Annotated in this window: 13 protein-coding genes; 6 read left to right on the top strand and 7 right to left on the bottom strand. The window is 43.2% G+C overall.

Annotated features, from left to right (window positions below):
- Position 1: 1 nt before the first annotated feature.
- The 5 genes from ACLSSO_RS17830 to ACLSSO_RS17810 are packed head-to-tail and all read right to left on the bottom strand — an operon-like array spanning position 2 to position 7,129.
- Positions 2-601, bottom strand: a complete 600-nt coding sequence (locus tag ACLSSO_RS17830) for a hypothetical protein (RefSeq protein ID WP_295906207.1) — start codon at positions 599-601, stop codon at positions 2-4.
- Between the two features lie 9 nt (positions 602-610).
- Positions 611-1,738: a hypothetical protein gene (locus tag ACLSSO_RS17825; RefSeq protein WP_413943630.1), complete on the bottom strand. Its 1,128-nt coding sequence runs from the start codon at positions 1,736-1,738 to the stop codon at positions 611-613.
- Entirely contained in the window at positions 1,729-2,781 is a 1,053-nt protein-coding gene (locus ACLSSO_RS17820) for a Rieske 2Fe-2S domain-containing protein (RefSeq protein WP_413943629.1), read from the bottom strand. Before ACLSSO_RS17820 ends, ACLSSO_RS17825 begins: the two co-directional genes overlap by 10 nt.
- Positions 2,778-4,334: a GH3 auxin-responsive promoter family protein gene (locus ACLSSO_RS17815; RefSeq protein WP_413943628.1), complete on the bottom strand. Its 1,557-nt coding sequence runs from the start codon at positions 4,332-4,334 to the stop codon at positions 2,778-2,780. Before ACLSSO_RS17815 ends, ACLSSO_RS17820 begins: the two co-directional genes overlap by 4 nt.
- Positions 4,331-7,129 (bottom strand): FG-GAP-like repeat-containing protein, encoded by a 2,799-nt coding sequence (locus ACLSSO_RS17810; RefSeq protein ID WP_295903563.1) that lies wholly within the window; start codon positions 7,127-7,129, stop codon positions 4,331-4,333. The genes ACLSSO_RS17815 and ACLSSO_RS17810 overlap by 4 nt, the downstream gene beginning before the upstream one ends.
- A gap of 101 nt (positions 7,130-7,230) precedes the next feature.
- Here ACLSSO_RS17810 and ACLSSO_RS17805 point away from each other — a divergent pair, with 101 nt between their 5' ends.
- Both ACLSSO_RS17805 and ACLSSO_RS17800 read left to right on the top strand, forming a co-directional pair.
- Positions 7,231-7,983 carry a hypothetical protein gene (locus tag ACLSSO_RS17805; RefSeq protein WP_295903566.1) on the top strand — a complete coding sequence of 251 codons (753 nt, stop codon included), beginning with the start codon at positions 7,231-7,233 and terminating at the stop codon, positions 7,981-7,983.
- Positions 7,984-8,104: 121 nt separating this feature from the next.
- Positions 8,105-8,638, top strand: a complete 534-nt coding sequence (locus tag ACLSSO_RS17800) for a YceI family protein (protein WP_413943627.1) — start codon at positions 8,105-8,107, stop codon at positions 8,636-8,638.
- A gap of 19 nt (positions 8,639-8,657) precedes the next feature.
- Here ACLSSO_RS17800 and ACLSSO_RS17795 read toward each other — a convergent pair whose 3' ends face one another.
- Positions 8,658-9,662: a fatty acid desaturase family protein gene (locus ACLSSO_RS17795; RefSeq protein WP_295903571.1), complete on the bottom strand. Its 1,005-nt coding sequence runs from the start codon at positions 9,660-9,662 to the stop codon at positions 8,658-8,660.
- 15 nt (positions 9,663-9,677) lie between these two features.
- On the opposite strand from ACLSSO_RS17795, the gene ACLSSO_RS17790 reads away from it, so the two are divergent.
- The 3 genes from ACLSSO_RS17790 to ACLSSO_RS17780 all read left to right on the top strand — a co-directional run bounded on the left by ACLSSO_RS17790 (position 9,678) and on the right by ACLSSO_RS17780 (position 15,259).
- The gene (locus tag ACLSSO_RS17790) at positions 9,678-10,385 is read left to right on the top strand and encodes a phosphatase PAP2 family protein (protein ID WP_413943626.1); all 708 of its coding nucleotides are present in this window, start codon (positions 9,678-9,680) and stop codon (positions 10,383-10,385) included.
- 2,160 nt (positions 10,386-12,545) lie between these two features.
- On the top strand, positions 12,546-14,036 hold the full coding sequence (locus tag ACLSSO_RS17785; RefSeq protein WP_413943625.1) for a hypothetical protein: 1,491 nt from the start codon (positions 12,546-12,548) through the stop codon (positions 14,034-14,036).
- Positions 14,036-15,259, top strand: coding sequence for a spinster family MFS transporter (locus ACLSSO_RS17780; protein ID WP_413943624.1), 1,224 nt, complete (start codon positions 14,036-14,038; stop codon positions 15,257-15,259). Before ACLSSO_RS17785 ends, ACLSSO_RS17780 begins: the two co-directional genes overlap by 1 nt.
- Here ACLSSO_RS17780 and ACLSSO_RS17775 read toward each other — a convergent pair.
- Positions 15,197-16,306, bottom strand: a complete 1,110-nt coding sequence (locus tag ACLSSO_RS17775; protein ID WP_295903584.1) for a hypothetical protein — start codon at positions 16,304-16,306, stop codon at positions 15,197-15,199. The two genes, ACLSSO_RS17780 and ACLSSO_RS17775, sit on opposite strands and share 63 nt — an antisense overlap.
- A gap of 29 nt (positions 16,307-16,335) precedes the next feature.
- Between ACLSSO_RS17775 and ACLSSO_RS17770 the strand changes: the two genes are divergently transcribed.
- Positions 16,336-17,220, top strand: a complete 885-nt coding sequence (locus ACLSSO_RS17770; RefSeq protein WP_413943623.1) for an acyl-CoA desaturase — start codon at positions 16,336-16,338, stop codon at positions 17,218-17,220.
- Positions 17,221-17,222: the final 2 nt, after the last annotated feature.

Raw genomic sequence — 17,222 nt, 5'->3', positions numbered from 1 at the left:
TTTAGAGATAAACGACTGCCAGAATTGCTTGAATAATTGCGTGACCCACACCGAATGTCAGTCCCACTTTTGTGAGCCAGTTGATGAATCTCCATTTTGGTTCATCAGCGGCATAATAAATTCGGCAGTCTTCGTTGCCGCGAACTTCCAAGAACAAAGCTGCGAAACTAATTTCAAAACACAACATCAAGACGGTGACTCCGCAATACACAAAGGCCATCCAATTGGTCATGTTCTCGGGCCAAAGTTTTGCCGTTGCGATCATTCCTGCAAATAGCAAAATCACGTGGAAGACGTCGTGGGTGATTCCGTAACGGGGTGTCCAGTTAAAGAATTTGTAAATCATAACGAGTTCTAAAGGTCCGCGAATCCACCAAATAAGAGCATGCAAACCAATCAGAATTTTTAAGGAAATATGCAAGTCAGGTAGAGACAAATACACCAGTGGTACCAAGAACCACGAGAAGATTGCATGATAAAGCCACACAGCCTTGGGCCAACTAATAGGGCCACCAACGAAAGCGCCTTTGTTTTGTTTGTAGTAAAACCATATCGAACATAAAAATTGAACGACCAACAATACTGGAAACAAAAAAGCCATTTGTGCCCCTTACACTAATGCCATTTCAAAGCCGTAGTCCTTTTTACTGGCAGGAGTTTCGTCTTCGCTACCCATCACTTCATGAATGGCCATGGCCACGTCATTTGTGATGAAAGAATCCGCCGCTGCTTTTAAGGACGTCTCTTTAAAGTCGCAGAAACTTAAGAAATGATAACCTTTTTTCTCACGAACTTTCCATGCTTCTTTTAAAACTTCTTTAAAGATTTTTACTTTTTCGTCTTGAGAAAGTTTTTGATCAAAAAGAAGATGAGTCACGTAGAGAACCTTCAACTCACCTGCAAATTGAAACTTTCCAAAGCTAAGAATACGCAAAAAAGAAAAAACGATGCGAAGATGAAAGGGAACCCTTGTAAGAAGAATGCGTTTGCATTCGCGCGGAGACCACAAAGCGCAAGAGGCAACAATGCGTCCCTCATGTCGAACAATGAGGAAATCTTCTTTGGAAAACTGGGGCCAGCTCTTCAAACGCTCCGGAATTTCTTGGGAATACAAATATCCCGCAGTCGAGATGTCTTCGTTCTTTTTGTAAAAGCCAATAAGATTTTCTAACGAAGGATCGCTGCTTACTTCATATCCTGTTGGTGAAGCGGGCAACCCAGGCTTTTTCATCATCAAAGTCACCATCGAATAAGGGCAGACACGATGATAGGCAAATCCTGATTTTTTATTGCGCGCAAGACTCCTTTGCGAAAGTTCATTGTCGTCAATTAAACAAGTATAAAAAAGCTCAACGTCTTTAAGCTGGTCAATTTCATTCTTGCGGGCGAAGAATTCACCATAGATCTTTCGCCACAGCACGGCCCCTTTTCGATCAAAGCCCATACGCAGATCACCCAGATAACAAACTTCAGAAACTTTTCCGTCAACGTATCCTTTTCGGAAAAGCATGGTGGCAACACCTTGAATGTCACCAGCAGCATCTCGATAGATAAGAACTAAAACATGGGGAGAATGAATTTTTAAAAATGCAAAAAAGTCAGGAGTCCTGTCATAGACGATATTCAACCCACGCCCTTGAATCTGCGTCTGGCTAAAAAAGTTTAAAATCTCCTGGTTGTCTTTCTCTGTCGCAACGGTGACACCAGGATGGGACTTTAAAAATTCACTTATATCCAAAATTGCTTCTCACTTTTTTTGGCAAAGGTAAAAGTCTCGGGCTTGTCTTCAATTCCGTAGCGACGGATTTTTTCGATGGCCAAGTGCAACTCGTCGGCCTCGCTCGAACGGAAAGGAACATCAGGGAAGATTTTTAAATTATCACCCTGGTTTTTCATGATCTCTACATCTTGTTCAATCACTTGGCGGGTGTAAAACTGCATCAGTGGTTTTAATAAAAACGCATAGTTCAAAGTTTTAAAAGCGATGTAAGTGTATACACGAGATTTCATCGTTGAGACCGGCGTGCACTGAGAATTAATAATAAACGCAGACGAGCTTCCGAATGTGTAATCGACTCGTGTGATGTTAGGGAAAATAAAACGATCCGTGTGAGTCATCTTTTCATTCAGTGGGTTGATCAAGAATCTTGTAAATCCGATAGAATCTTGAGGCTGATGGTAAGTGACATTGACTTGCCCGTTTTCCACATCCACCGTCATCGGAACATGAGTCATCTGGCGGTCACGAAACCATCCTGAGTGCACGAACACGGTGTGCGGAACGTCCATAAAATTTTCTACAAGATTCGTCACTTCGTTTTCAAAGTCCGTGATCATGTAGTAGTGACACCATTTGTTTTCACCATAATTGGGAAAGCGCCAGGGAGGAGTTTCCGTTTTAGGAGCTTCATCGCCCATCCATACCCAAATCACACCGTCTTGTTCGATGGCTGGGTAAGCGCGCTGTTGATGTCGGCCCTTGCATTCGCCTTTTCCTTCAGAAGGAATTTCATTCACGACACCTTGAGAATCGTAGCGCCATCCGTGATAGGGGCAGCGTAAGTGTCCTTCATCGCAATAACCAAGCGAAAGTTGGGCTCCACGGTGCACGCAGCGATCTAAAAGAGCTGCGGGTTTTCCTAGAGAATTTCTAAAAAGAGCGATAGGCGTGTCATAGATCACACGCTTCAAAGCGGCTTCTGAAGTTAATTCGTTAGAAAGACAAGCAATATACCAGTTGTTGATTAAAGCCTTATCCCGTTCGCGAAGACTTAACATCATAAAAAATTCTCCTGGAGTTCTTTTTCCGAAATGAGGCGCAAAGACTCCGTTTTAATATTCCCTAATACCATACCGCGATTTAAATGAAGCTGTAAGTACTTCTCATGAGCTTTTTCATGCACCAATACTTGAGCAGGTCCTAGTTGTTGTAATTCGCGAGCAAGTTTGTAGTGGAATGATTCTGATAATATTTCTTCTAATTTTTTGGAAAGCTCTTCAAGAGTTCTATTGCCGTGACGATCAAGAACAGCGCAATAGTGCTGGCTTGTTTCCGCTTTCACCGCAAATAGGAATGCTTCTTGGTGGGGAGCGAAATCACACAGGGAAGATAAAACTTCTTGAGCACGAAGACTTGAGGTTTTTTCGCCAACCATATCAATCCCGTCGGCACGTCCCAGAAAATTTAAGCATGGTGTTTTTTTATTAAAACCCGCGACTTCCAAAACATCCTGCATTTTATAACGGATCAATCCGCCTGTCGTCGTGAGAAGGGGGCTGACTTTTTGCCCGATCCGCAATTCCCAAGAAGGCAGAATTTCTTTAGAGTCGATATCTTCAAACTCAAAGAAATGGCTTTGTGATGCCAAAGTATAATGTCCTTGGAAAGGAATAGTCACAACTCCTTCTGTGGCCCAAAGCCCTTTTCCAATAACTTTTATTTTTGGAAAACGACGTTCGATATCTTTTGAAAAAGCGGAACTGGTTGAAGTCGTCCAACAACTCAAAGCTTTCAATTGAGGCCAGAGTTCTTGCGCGTCCGTCGAAGACAAAAGCTCACGACCTCTTTCGGGATTATGAGGACACTCTAACATCGTCAATTCATCAGAATAGGCCTGCCATTCGCCTTCAATCAGCGAATACGCTAAAGACTTCTGATGTATCTCTAAAATTTTTAAAAGAGTCAGCCAATAAGTCGGACTCCACACGGAAGCAAAACTTAAATCGTCTCGATCCAGCAAATAAGCCAGTGTGGCAAACAAGGAGCTTTCGCTGCTTCCAGCAAGATCCACAGGTGCTACAACGGCCATGGTTTGCCTTAACAACAGCTTTTTCCACGCCGGAAAAAGTTCCGTATCGTTAAGCCTCACACCCTCATCACGAAGATCTTGAGGAAGCCATGAAAGAGACCAATAGTGGGCGCCTCTTAAGATCTCCGGATATGAAGAATAAAAATCATACAGCCAAGGGCCCAGGGCAGAGTCGAAATCTTTAAGAAGCTGTTGGGTATAGGGAATCCACTTTAAGTTATCGGTAGATCCACTGGTGGGTTGAAAGCGCACGACTTCAGGTAATGTTTTATTATCTGACTTTCTTTCGGCAGAAAAGATTTCGCGATAGTCTTGATAAGAACTGACCGGAAACTTTTCACGAAATTCTTTATAATCAGAAATGTCAGCGCGAGCACCTAAAAACGGTTTTAAATACAACAATGTCTCTTGCAGTTTTTGTCTCTGCAAAGACTCAAGTTCAGAAAGTCCTTTTACAAATCGTTTGTAAGAGGCTTTCTGATATATCTGAATGGCTTTATGAGCCGCCTGAGACAGAACGCTCATGGTGTCGTTACAGGACTCATTTGAATCACGTGATACTTATCGATATCAAGAGTACGCGTTTCTTTTCTTAGACCACACCAAGTGATTTCGATCTCAACGGGTTCCGCAGAATCTCCAAGCCCAAAAAGAAGACGTTCATCACTTTGCGCGGAAAATCCCGTAGCAAGCTGAACTTCTTTAATTTGCACCGTGTTTTGTCCTTTGATTTTGTAGTGCATTTTTACCTGCGTCCCAACGGCGCGTGTGTTGCATGTTTTACCATCACCGCGAAGCTGTAAACCCACCCAATGAGGAGTGCTCGCTCCGGCCTTTAAAGTATTTCGAACTAAGGTAGGAGAAGAATACATATGAGTGATTAATACATCTCGACGTCCGTCATTGTTGAAATCTGCAGAAGCAACACCACGACTATTTGTTTCCTCCGTCAAACCAACAAGATCTGCTACGTCGACGAATTTTTTTCCTAAGGATGTTCCTTGATTGATGTAAACGCGATTTTTTTCTTTTCCATAAATGCAGCGTCCACGAATATCACCCCACTTGTTGGCAAGGCGGTGATAGCTAGGAGCACTGCGCGCGACTTTCTCATTCACGTACCAATAATCCGGACAGCTCTCGAATTTTTTATCCGGAGTATCATCGACCATGCCGTTAGCCTGGATGATGTCCACCCAGCCGTCATTGTCGAAGTCTTCAAGACTAGCGCCCCAGCCGAAACGGTCTTCGTTAAGAGCGCCCCATTGCGTCGCCATATCTTGAATCACCATATTGCCGTCTTTGTCTTTGGAGAAGAACCAAAGCAAAGAACCTTCCGCTTGCAAAGCGTGATGCACGTTTGAAACATACACATCAAGGAAACCATCATTGTTCATGTCAGCGATACTTGCATTCATGCCTTTGTAAGTATCTTTACCAATGCTTCCGAACATGGTGCCTTTGTGGTTGTAAAGTTTTTTGCCTTCTTGATTGAAATACAAGTCGTCAGGCCCGAAATCGTTGGCGATATAAAGATCTGTCCAACCATCTTGGTTGAGGTCCGCTGTTCCAATCGCCAAAGACCAACGTGTCTCTGGCATTCCAATTTCTTTGGAGTTTAATTTCGTAAAGTGGCCTTTTTTATCTTGAACAAAGACAACGTTCTCGCCGCCGTTATTGGCCAGATGCCAGCTTGCGTGCATAAAGTCGAACATTCTTTCATCGCCATCGTATTCAGCTTGTGGAAGATGAAACAGGTTCAGTGGTGTTGGCTTGTTGTAATTAGGAAGATGGTCCGGCCACACATTGCCGATATAAAGATCTAAAAGTCCATCACGATTGAAATCAAAGAAGTTTGCTGTGATGGAATTGTTATAATCCTCAAGACCTACTTCTGCCGTCACATCAACGAACTCGGCCTTGCCGGTTTCGGTTAACATATTTTTAAGCAGGCGAGATGATCCAAAAGCCACAGAAATAAAAAGATCCAGGTCATTGTCGTTGTCATAGTCGACAAAAAGAGCGTTTGTCGGAATACCATTGTCCTCGACGTGAGTGAATCTTGTAGTAATTTCAGGTAAAGCGACTCGAGAAAAACGGAATCCACCTTCATTGTGATAAAGAGCAGCTCTTTCAGAATCTTTCTTTAACATATTCGTTAAAAAGACATCCATTTTGCCGTCGTTATCAAAATCACCGATAGCGACACTGTCACCAACGCTGAAGACCCATTTGACGATATGCTGAATACGCGGATCGACACGTTCAAAGATGTTGCCGAACTCAGAATGCAAACCGCTTTGTGATTCAGGAATAGGGTCAAATTTCCAGTTTAAAACTTTTGAAAGATGCGCGGGGCTTGAGGCAACGCTGTATGTCCCAAAAACCAAAGCGGCCGCAACCAAGGACCCGGTGAACTTGCGTGAATACTTGTATTCGACCAGGCGTTTCTTAAATCCGGCAAGGCCTCCGCCGTCGCGAAACGCTTTATAGTGAAACCATAAGAACCGAATGCTCGCGACAGTAAATCCCGCGAAAAAGAAAGTGTAGTAACTTTGAAAGATATGAAAAATCAAATCTAACAATGCAATGGAAGCTCCGACAATGATTTGATCCTTTTTAGTTTTTGGAGAAGTCATTGGATCGGTGATCATAAAGAACGTAAAAAGAATAAATGAAGGAGACGTCAACGTTCCCAAGAAAAGTGTTTCAAACGGAAGATGGTGACGCATAATCAACGCGCGCAAGGCTGTTTGTGCCGTGAATGTCGCAAGGAAAGAAATCACAAGCCAATGGCGATTGATTTTCGGAAGAAGAAAGAAAACTCCAAGGAATGTCATGAAGACCCAAAGATTTTCAATTCCTGTCCACTGGTAAGCTGGGGCGGCTGTGATGAATTTGCTTGAAAAGAGCAAACAGAAAACAACACCCGTCAAAGCCGGGTTGAAAAAGTGTCGCCCATTCAAGCTTAAAAAATATTTTGAACCGATCGCAAAGAAAACAGGAACGGTTAAAATCCAATAGCTATGGGAATAGTTTAGCAAAAGACTGAGCGAAAAACTTGTGATGAGAGCGCTTAATGGAAAAACCCATTTGCGTTGCACCCAGTAACACAAAAGAAGTTCCAGGAGACACGCCATGATGGACGTCACCACCATTTGCATTGGTGAACGATTGAAACCAAGAACGGTAAAGCCCAAAATATTATAGGAGCCCAAGATTATCGCAATAATCCAGCGGGGATCTGCTTTTGCGTAAATTTTTTCAAGCGCCGATGGCAGAGTGAATATATTGAATACCAGAGCTTTTTCTGAACTCATAAAATAGTTCCTCATGTCAAAATAAGATAAATTAGCTTCCCACGGCGAAGTGTCGCTTTACAAGGGAATTGCAGGGTGATTATATCCAAGATAGGTATTTTATGGATTTGAGTTATACATTGCTTCCTGTATCACAAATTGATTCCACTCTTCGTCGACGAATGTTCGATCTTTTCGGCAAGTATTATTTCGACGTGGAGTTTGAACGTTTTAATTCTGATCTTTCAGAAAAAACCAGCGTCATTATGCTTTGGGATCGAAGCAAGTCTTCAGAACCATTTTTATTTGGTTTTAGTACAATCCTAATCCGCGAACTTCCTGAGGGCGGCCGCGTGATTTATTCAGGCGACACTGTTGTGGACAGCGACTATTGGGGCTCACGCACTTTGCAGTCTGCATTCACTCGTGTGCTTTTTCTAACTCGCTTACGTCATCCTTTTGCGCCACTTTATTGGATGCTCATCAGCAAAGGCTTTAAGACGTACATGTTGATGCGTCGAAATTTTCCACGCTCTTATCCGTCGTTGGAGGGAGCCATTCCCGCAGATCTCGCATCCGTGAAGCATACGTTCTACAACGGAAAATTCAGCGGTTACTATAAATCTGAAACTTCACTCATTGATTTCGGAAAGTCTTTAGGTCGAGTGAAAGATCAGATGGCGGTGCCGACAACACGCGATCTTTCAAGTGCGGATGTTCGTTATTTCCTTGAGAAAAATCCCCGCTATCATGAAGGCGTGGAGCTAGCCTGCATCGCGGATATTCGCTGGACTGACATTGTACATATTATCTGCAAGTACACTGTCCCATTTTATGCCAAAGTCCGCAGTCGTATTGCGGCATCAAATACTTAATAAAGGCTTCATATGCTTGGATACAAAAATGCAACAATGTTTTGCATTCCTGTGTCCTTTTGCAACAATTAAAAACATGCGATTCTAGGTTCATCGATAACACGTTTCCTTGGAGGAACATATGTCTATGACAACCTGGCAAATTGATTCGGCTCACTCTAGCGCAAACTTTTCTATCAAACACATGATGATCGCAAAAGTTCATGGAGGCTTTGAAAAGCTCTCTGGGACACTCCAATACGATCCCGCAGATGTAACGAAATCCTCAATTGAGGCCACGATTGATGCCGCTAGTATCAACACCCGCGAAGCTCAACGTGACGGTCACTTAAAAAGTGCTGACTTTTTTGACGTCGAAAAGTATCCAACCATCAATTTCAAGTCAAAAAAGGTTGAACGAGATGGCGACGACCTTAAAGTTACAGGTGATCTAACAATTCACGGAGTCACCAAAGAAGTGGTTCTGGATGTCGAAGGTCCTTCGACAGAAATGAAAGACCCTTATGGAAATACAAAGATCGGTATTTCAGCGACAACTAAAATCAAACGTAAAGATTTTGGATTAACGTGGAATGCGGCTCTGGAAGCGGGCGGCGTGCTTGTGGGTGACGACGTTTCGATTTCTTTAGATGTGCAATTCGCAAAAAAAGCTTAAGCTAAATGCGGCTCAAGAATTAAGTTTCTTGAGCCGTTTTCTTTTCAAGCATAGTGCCGTCAAAAATAACAGCCTCAAAAGATTTATCCAATGTCGGAGAAGGCTCCGTCGCCAAACGGGGACCCGTTAAAAATTCCCATAACTTAGAAGTAAAGCTTGGCATAGGATCGTTTGAATCTAATTTCTTTGGAAGATGGATCCATGGAAGATTTGGATAACGATGATGTACCAAGTGCAGATGGTAATTCAAAAACACTTTTTGCATGATCGGATTTACTTTTAAGTTCCATGCTCCCTCGCGAATGTCACGTTTAGCGCCGACGTGATCTGCATACTGCAAAGAACCCCAGTTGATGCTAAATGCCCAATAGCATGCGAGCCATGTGCCCCAAGAAAGTCCCAAGAAATATATAATCGCTGCCTGGAAAAGAATCGTGAAGATAATCTCGGCGCGAACTATTCCGGTTTTAACTAGAGCTTTATCGAGTCCACCCAGCATGTGATCGGCGCTCAAAGCTTGCATCATTTTGGAATCTTTAAATTCAGAACTCAAAACAAGTTTGGGATTCACAAGGAAAAACAGACAAGAAATAAATGGCGACGACCAGTAGATTCCAAAAACAGTTCCATAGATCACGAATCTTTTCATCGCGATATTGTCACCGGGATAGTAAAGATCAAACATCTCGGCATCCGTACGATTGCGACGGTGGTGTCCCAAATGATAAAGCTGTTGCATTGTGAAAGACGTCGGAAAAAGAGCAGCGACGACACGGCCTAGGTTGTTGTTGATCTTGCGGTTTTTATGAAGAATTCCGTGAGTGGCTTCATGCAAAAGTGAAAATGCCGTATTGTTCGCAAAAGAAAACGCGATGGCTCCAAGAATAAACAACCACCACGACGTTTGTTGCTGAGTCCAATAAAGAATTCCCAAACAAGTAGCGACAGTGACAATCGTAATGACGATGTTGAGCGTACCGGGAATAGGAAAATCTTTACGGTTGATTTGCACGATTTCTTTCATGAATAATATTTAAGCATGACACATCCAAAAGAAAAACCATTTCCTCTGTTTTCTCTACCTGATCAAAAAAGACTGTGGGTCTTCCTTACATGGGGCACTGCGGCCCTCTTAGGATTTCCTTTAGTTTATGGGTTCACAAACTATTTGGCCGCGCAAAGCACTCAACACTACTCATGGTATTTCGGTTGGGAGACACAAGCTCCGTTTATTCCCGAGTTTGTCTGGCTTTATCTGAGCTTGAATATCGTGATCTTTTTGCCTTTATTTATGTGCGATGCGGATCGCCTTAAAAAATACTGTCAAACCAATCTGATCACGCTTTTTGCGGCGGCTGTTGTTTTTATCGTGTTCCCAACACAGCTGGGTTTCGAACGGGTCATCCCTGCAGAATCTCCGTTTCGCGAGATCTTTCAAAATATTCATACGCTGGATAAACCGCACAACCTTGTGCCTTCATTGCACGTGACCTTTTCGGCCTTGGCTTTATTTGCGGTCGCAGAAATGCATCGAAATAAAAAATGGCTGACGGTGGTTTTTTCTCTCTGGATGTTAGGAATTGCGGCTTCCGTCGTGTTCACCCGCCAACATCACATTGCTGATATTGTGGGAGGCTTCGTGCTCGCGGCTCTCGGAATCCGATTCTTTTACCTCCGTGAAGTAGTTGAGAATCCACAGATCACCAATCAGCATCAACAAAGCTCCGAACTCCATGAGCCCACTTAGGATACGTGCAGTGCGGAAATAAGAAAGCAATAAAATCAAACTGATTAAAGCAATCGTTGAAACAATCATAAGGCCCACAGGCAATAACTCTGTGTGGCCTTTTTTCCATCGGCCCTTGCGATCAAAAAGCAAAAACTGAACAGCATTGTCGCCAGAAAGTCCGATCATCAAATCCAAAGCAAGACATGTTACGACGTTGATCTTAATTTGAAAAACGCTAACGAAAATCATCAGCATGAGCGGCGCCCATACCGACGATAAAATCAACGGCCAAAACACGCGGCCGCTCACAGCAATCGAGAGCAAAGCCAAAAGCAAAGAGACTGTGGCTAAGGATAAAATAAAACTCGAATACAAAGTCTTGAGCATCGAAAGAGCATAGTCTTTGAATGCAACGATTTCTCCCGAGAGATAGCAGCGCCCGGCACAAACTTTATCAGCGTATTGAGTGAGCGCATCCAGAGATTGCATATCGTATTCTTTGATGAAAAGAATCGCGCGGCTTTTTCCGTTTTGTTGAAAGTCTTTAAGACTTGTTGTCTCTTTGATTTCACTTTCGATCATGCGCTTTAAAGCAGGATCTGCTTCAGAAGGCATGAGTTCTTCTGTCATTTTGCGCGGATCTTTATAAGAGACCACCAGGGAGTGCTTTGCGACTTCCGCGATCAGTTTTGAATCTTCTTCCGTCAGATTTTCATGATTAAAAATGAGACTCACGTCGCCTTCAAAACCTCTTTGGCCTTTCACATAGTCGCGGAATTGCAAAAGGGGATGGGAAGACGGGAACATGTCAAAAGGTGTGTAGTTGATATTGACCTTGTCATAAGTAAAAAAGATCAAAAACAGAGGCAAAGTTAAAACGATCACCATTTTTCGTGAAGGACTAAAACTTCCGATGGAGCGAAACCAATTTGGTAAAAAGATATTTCCCTTCCATGCAAGCTCATCAAGGCGTGGAAAAACTTTGCAAACAGAGGGCAGAAGTAAATACACAAGCGCCCATTCCACCATGGCGCCCACACCTGTCCAAAATCCTAGATTCTGAACGCTCATATTTGTCGATGTAACTAAGGAACCTAAACCAATCGCCGTCGTCAGACTTGTAAAGAAACTTGGAAGACTCATGCGCCGTAAGGCAGTCCTTAGACGAACCTTCTGGGCCCGGGAAAAGAAAAAAGAAAAAAAGAAATCTTCGACGATGGCAATCGTCATAATGACAAAGATGCTCGAAGAAAGAGGATCTGCAATATTTCCTCTAAGAGTCATACCTGTTTGCAAAACTGATGTTGTAAAGACAATCAAACTGACAAGAATGGCGCCGCTCAGCCACGTTCCTAAAAACAGCCGACAGCAGATAGCAATCACAAGAGCCGTTAGAATATTGAGCTTACTGGCCCACAAAATTCCCTGCTTTGTGCTTTCTTGAAAGAAGAGGCTTCCACCAAAAAGACTTGTGGGCTCCAATTGTTTTAAATGGGCGATCCATTTTTCAACTTCTTGAAAATCTGTTTTTCCCCACTTTGTCGGCGTTTCCAACTCTTCAAACGTAAATTTAAAAAGAAGATCTTTGCCAGGCTGAATACTGAATGAATCGGTGAGGGGATGATGTTGTAAATTCTGAATCGTCGCTTCTGAAAACTGACATCCCTCTTCGAGTTCGCGGGGATAGATCAGTGTTTCGTTTTCGCTATTATAAAGAGGGCGGCGCAGTTCGAAGATCGAAGAAATTTTTTGCAGACGGTTTTCTTCATTTGCCCAATTGAAGTGGCGACGCTGTTGTTCGCAAAAATTTTTAAAATTCCACGAGGACGAAATGATCCACGAAAGTTTGTCCTCGGAACCAAACGTCTCTTTCATCTCTAGATACAGTTTTGTGCTTTCAAGGCTTTGGTCTAGCCAATCCTCTGCGCGAATTCCGATTTGCAGTTTCGTCGCAGAAACCAAGCAGGTGGCAAAAAGCACCAGGGCGAGGATGAAGATTTTTCGTGGATGACGCAGAAGAGCTCTCTGGCTTTGTAAAAGCCCATAGTGGAAAAGACGGAGAGATTTTCTGCAGATAAATTTCATTCCCATATAATCCACGAAGGTTTTGATTTTCTCAATCGACAAATACTTTCCGACTCGCTTATCCTAATTTGGTAAACAACTTGGAGGATATAAATGAGAACGTTGTCTGTTGCAGTTTTTGCGGCGGCTTTGTCGGCAGGGATCGCCGTTCAAGCAGTTGCGCCGAAGGGTCAAGATCTATCTTATTATAAAAAGCTCAATACAGCGGCCCCTACGGCACCTGTGGTTGCAGCACCGGACGTGACGGTTCCGACTTTGAAGCAGATCATTGAAAAGTCTGAAAGCCGCCGTTCTCCAGCGCAAGCAGGTAATATCAGTGAAGCGCAAATGAGTCCTGAACTGCGCGAGATCCGTGATCGTTTCTTTAAAGTAAAAACATCTGATGAATTGGCTCAAATGCTTTCTGACTTGGATGCTAATTACGACAAACTTCCAAATGACGCGAAATTCTTTGCAGCACAGATTCTTCCAGCACAAGCTCTTCGCGGTTTTGTTTTCCGCGCAAAAAGTGTTTTTGAAAAGCGCTCTCCAGGTGTTCACTCTGCTGTTTTGACAGTAGCGAAAAACACGGCGACAAACTTCCGCATTTATCTTCCACAAGATAATATGGCTGTCGTCGAGGAATACTTCATGTCGCCATACTATGAAAACGGCAAGCTTGTTTCTACTTTCAACGATGAAGCGGATATTCAAGGATGGCTTGCAGGTCCTTTCCGTGAGCAAATCTTGAAAGCGGATGAGCGTCTTGGAAAATTGAATCTTTCTGAGCCTGTTGTATGGGATCAACGCTTTAGCTTCGGTCCTGATTCTTTCAAAGACGGTGTGAACCGTTTCCGCTTGATCGGTGAACTTGAAAAATCCATGGTTCGTTCTGCGATGATGACTTCTGTTGCAAGCTTGTGCTTCCTAAGAGCTTATAACATCAGAGGCTCTATCGATCTTTCTCGCGACTTGGGTCGCCTTTACGGTGTCGATGGTTTCTTAAGCCAAGTTGACGGTGTTTCTGCTAGAAAGATCACAAACACAATCAATAAGTATCCACAAATCGGAACACTTCTTCCAGACGGTGAAGCATGGATGAAGTCTTCTTTGAATGCATCTCGCTGGGCCGTGGCTCACGCATGGTCTGCATGGCAAGCAAGTTCTGAATCTCGTAAAAACGAAAATCTTTACGCGATCGATTCTGGTTACTGGAGAGTGAATAGACACGATGTCGAGCAAAACCTTGAGCTTCTTTACCGCGTCGTCGCTTCGGATTCTTCTGAAAAGATGAGAAGTTCTGTGACAGGTGAAGTGATTGAAATTCGTTACGCTGATTTCTTTAACAAACCACCAAAAGATTTGAAGGCTTTCTTGCCAACAGCTTTTGATACTCGCAGCAAAGTGACTCGCGAAGCTGTGGTAGATGCAAAAGGCAGCAAAAAGGCTCTGACATATAGAAACTACGCTGAAGGAAGTCCAGAGAAGTGGAACGTTTCTGCTTACTCGCCGTACTTCCCAAGCGTTAAAAAAGACGACGATGTATTTAAATCTGTCAGAGTTCTTTCACACTCTGGTGGTAACTGGTTAAACATCACGAAATAATGACTTTTCGATTTGTTCTTATTTTAACGGTCCTGAATTTATTTAATTACGTGGACCGTTTTTTGATGTCCGCCTCACTGAGCAAGGTGAAGGCGGATTTTGTTTTAAGTGACTTCCAAGGTGGAATTCTTTTTTCATCCTTCGTTATTCCTTACGTTATTTTTTCTTTGATTCTTGCTTATCGCGCGGATCGCACCAATCGCATTCACATTCTAAAAATGGGAACGCTGCTTTGGAGTTCTGCTGCGGTTCTAACGGCGCTTTGCCAAAACTATTATCAACTTTTGGTGTGTCGCTCTTTGCTTGGTGTGGGTGAGGCTGCGTTTGCGGCGGTAGCCCCTGCGGTTGTTCATCATCTCTGTCCGATTAATTCTCGCGGGCGTTTGATGGCGTTATTTACTTCAGCTCTTCCTTTAGGGATGGCCCTAGGTTTTGTCGGCGGGGGATTTTTAACAGACAGTTATGGATGGCGTTCGGCTTATCTTGTGATGGGAGTTCCGGCGGTTTTATTAAGTCTGATTTTCTTTTTCACGACAGCTTCTGAGGATCGCATCCCGGTACAAAAGATCAGTATCAAAGATGAATTCATGTCACTGCTTTCAAATTCTCAGTACATGCTTTTAGCTTTGGGTTATGCGGCCTACACATTCGTTGCTGGTGGTGTGACTCACTGGATGCCGACTTATATTGAAAAACAGCACAGTGTCAGTCTTGCGATGGCCAATATGATTTTTGGTGGTGCTGCGATTGGTTTTGGTCTTTTAGGAACGTGGGTCGGTGGAATTATTGCTGACCGCTGGAAAAAAGACAGAGGCGGATCTTACCTAGAAGTGAGTGCGATTTCCTTAGCGATTGCGTTTGTTCCTTTCGTGATGGCGTTTTATTCACGCTCCATCCCAGAATTGGTTCTATGGATTTCATTGACCCAGTTTTTCTTTTTTATTTCAAACAGTCCCGCAACGATTGCAACGCTTCATTCGGTGACAGCGTCGCAAGCAAGCTTTGCGATGGCGTTTCAAATTTTCCTAAGTCATATCTTGGGGGACGCTTTAAGTGCGCCCATGATCGGAAAAATTTCAGACGTCAGCGGTGATTTACGTTTGGGTGTTCTTACGTCGGCTCCTGTGATTCTTCTTGGAGCCTTCCTGTGGTACTTGCCTTTAAGAAAGACTCAACGTCATCAAAAAGTGACGGGAGTGCAGGGCCTTCCGGTCGGGGAGTGAAGCGCGACTCCCTGACGATTCCGCATTGAGTGCAGAGATCACCAATGGATAATCGTCAGGGTTTACTCCGGTGATCATGGATGTTCCCAGTTTCGCCATGGCCCATTTGATCGGACACTCTTTTCTTTTTGCGACATAGACTAAAAGCAAAGGGTGTTTTTTAAATTGAATGCCCGCGAATAAAACTAAGTTGTTCAGCCATGCCGGTAAGAATGATTTGCGTTTATTAAAACGACGGATTTCTTCTTGGATATCAGAATAACAAATCGTAAACGCCACTGTTTTTCCGTCGTATTCCAGCATTTTCACATGACGGGGCTTTAAAAGAGGCTTCATTTTTTCCGAGATGTTTTTGAAGATCTTAAAATCAATTTCATCATTCGTATTGGTAAGATTGTAAGCTTCCATCGTGATGTCGTACACATCTTGGATTTCATGGTCCCAGTTATTCAAATCCAGTGGGCGACTTACGATTTTTGGATCTTTCCAAAACTTTTCAAATTTCTGTTCGATAGATTTATAGAAGCTGTAACCGTAGTGAGGTTCAAAACTGTATGAATCCCAATATTCTCCGATTTGAAAGCCCCATTTTTTCCAAAGTTCAGGATAGGAATCGCGATGAAGGGATTCTCCTAAAAATCTGGGAGCTTCCGTTTGTTCACGGAAACGGTAGCCCGCAAAAAGACTTCCCTGAATAGGCCCGATAACAGTTTTTAGCTGTGGATATTTCTGTTTATAAACCGCGATGTCTTGAAGAAGACTTTGATGTAAAGCCTCTTCGTCGTTATCACATTCAAAGTATCCCAAATAAAGAGAATCAGCAGCCGGGCTCATCGACAGCAAATAACGTCCCGAACTTCCCAGAAGAACCGCAGTCCAATCCATTTTATTTGCGAAGTAAGAATTTTTCCCAAAAAACAATTCAAGATCGCTCAAGTCTTCAGAAACAAAATCAGGATGAGAAGCGTAAAGACGATTTCTCAGTGCAACAAAATCTTTAAAAAAGGAATCGTCCCACGAAGTGACTGATTTTTTTTGAGCTTTCATAATAATCCTCTGTTAGGATTCTATAAGCGATGGAATTAAGTCAACAGAACAAAGATCAGATTCTCGATATCAAACCGACGTTTGCAAAAGCCCTTCTTGTGCCGGCACTTTTGTGCGTGGGATTTGGTGTTTTCGTTTTGCAAAAACCCGTGGTGTGGCAAGATCTCTTCGTTCTTGTGATCTTCTATCAGATCGCTTTATTTGGAATTTCCGTCGCGAATCATCGCTATTTTTCCCATAAGGCTTTTAAAGCGACGGCATTTTTTGAATTCATTTTGTTTCTGACCTCAGCCATTGCTTTTCAAACTCCGGCACTGACGTGGGCGGCTGTTCATAGAAAGCATCATCAATACAGTGACAGAGAGGAAGACCCTCACTCTCCTTGGTTTAAGAATGGACAGGAGCTGAGTTTTTGGCAAGGCTTCTGGCATTCCCATGTGTATTGGATTTTTGATCTTAAAATTTTGGCACTCATTAAAAAATACACGCCGGATCTTTATCAAAACTCGCGTCTCGTAAAGTGGCAGCGCTTTCATGTTTTGGTAGGAATCGTCGGCGTCATTATTCCTGGATTTATCGAAGCTGCGATGCTGGGCTCGTGGGATGGATTTATTCGCGGTGTTTTTTGGGGCGGTTTCTTTCGAGTGATGCTTCTTCACAATGCGATTTTTTTGGTAAACTCTTGGGGTTGCCATTATGGCTGGGGCCATCGAGCTCACGAAACAACAGATAAAAGTACAAACAACGCTTGGCTTTTTCCTTTCATATTAGGGGAGGCGTGGCACAACAATCATCACGCTTTTCAAGCCAGCGCCACTACCAGTCATCACTGGTATGAATTTGATCAGCACTATTGGATGCTCAAAGCTTTTGAAAAAATAGGTTGGGTGTCGGACTTACGAACTCACGCCTAAAA

The sequence above is a fragment of the Bdellovibrio sp. HCB-162 genome (assembly GCF_047344985.1).
Taxonomy (GTDB): Bacteria; Bdellovibrionota; Bdellovibrionia; order Bdellovibrionales; family Bdellovibrionaceae; genus Bdellovibrio.
This window is presented reverse-complemented; position numbering and strand designations above follow the sequence as displayed.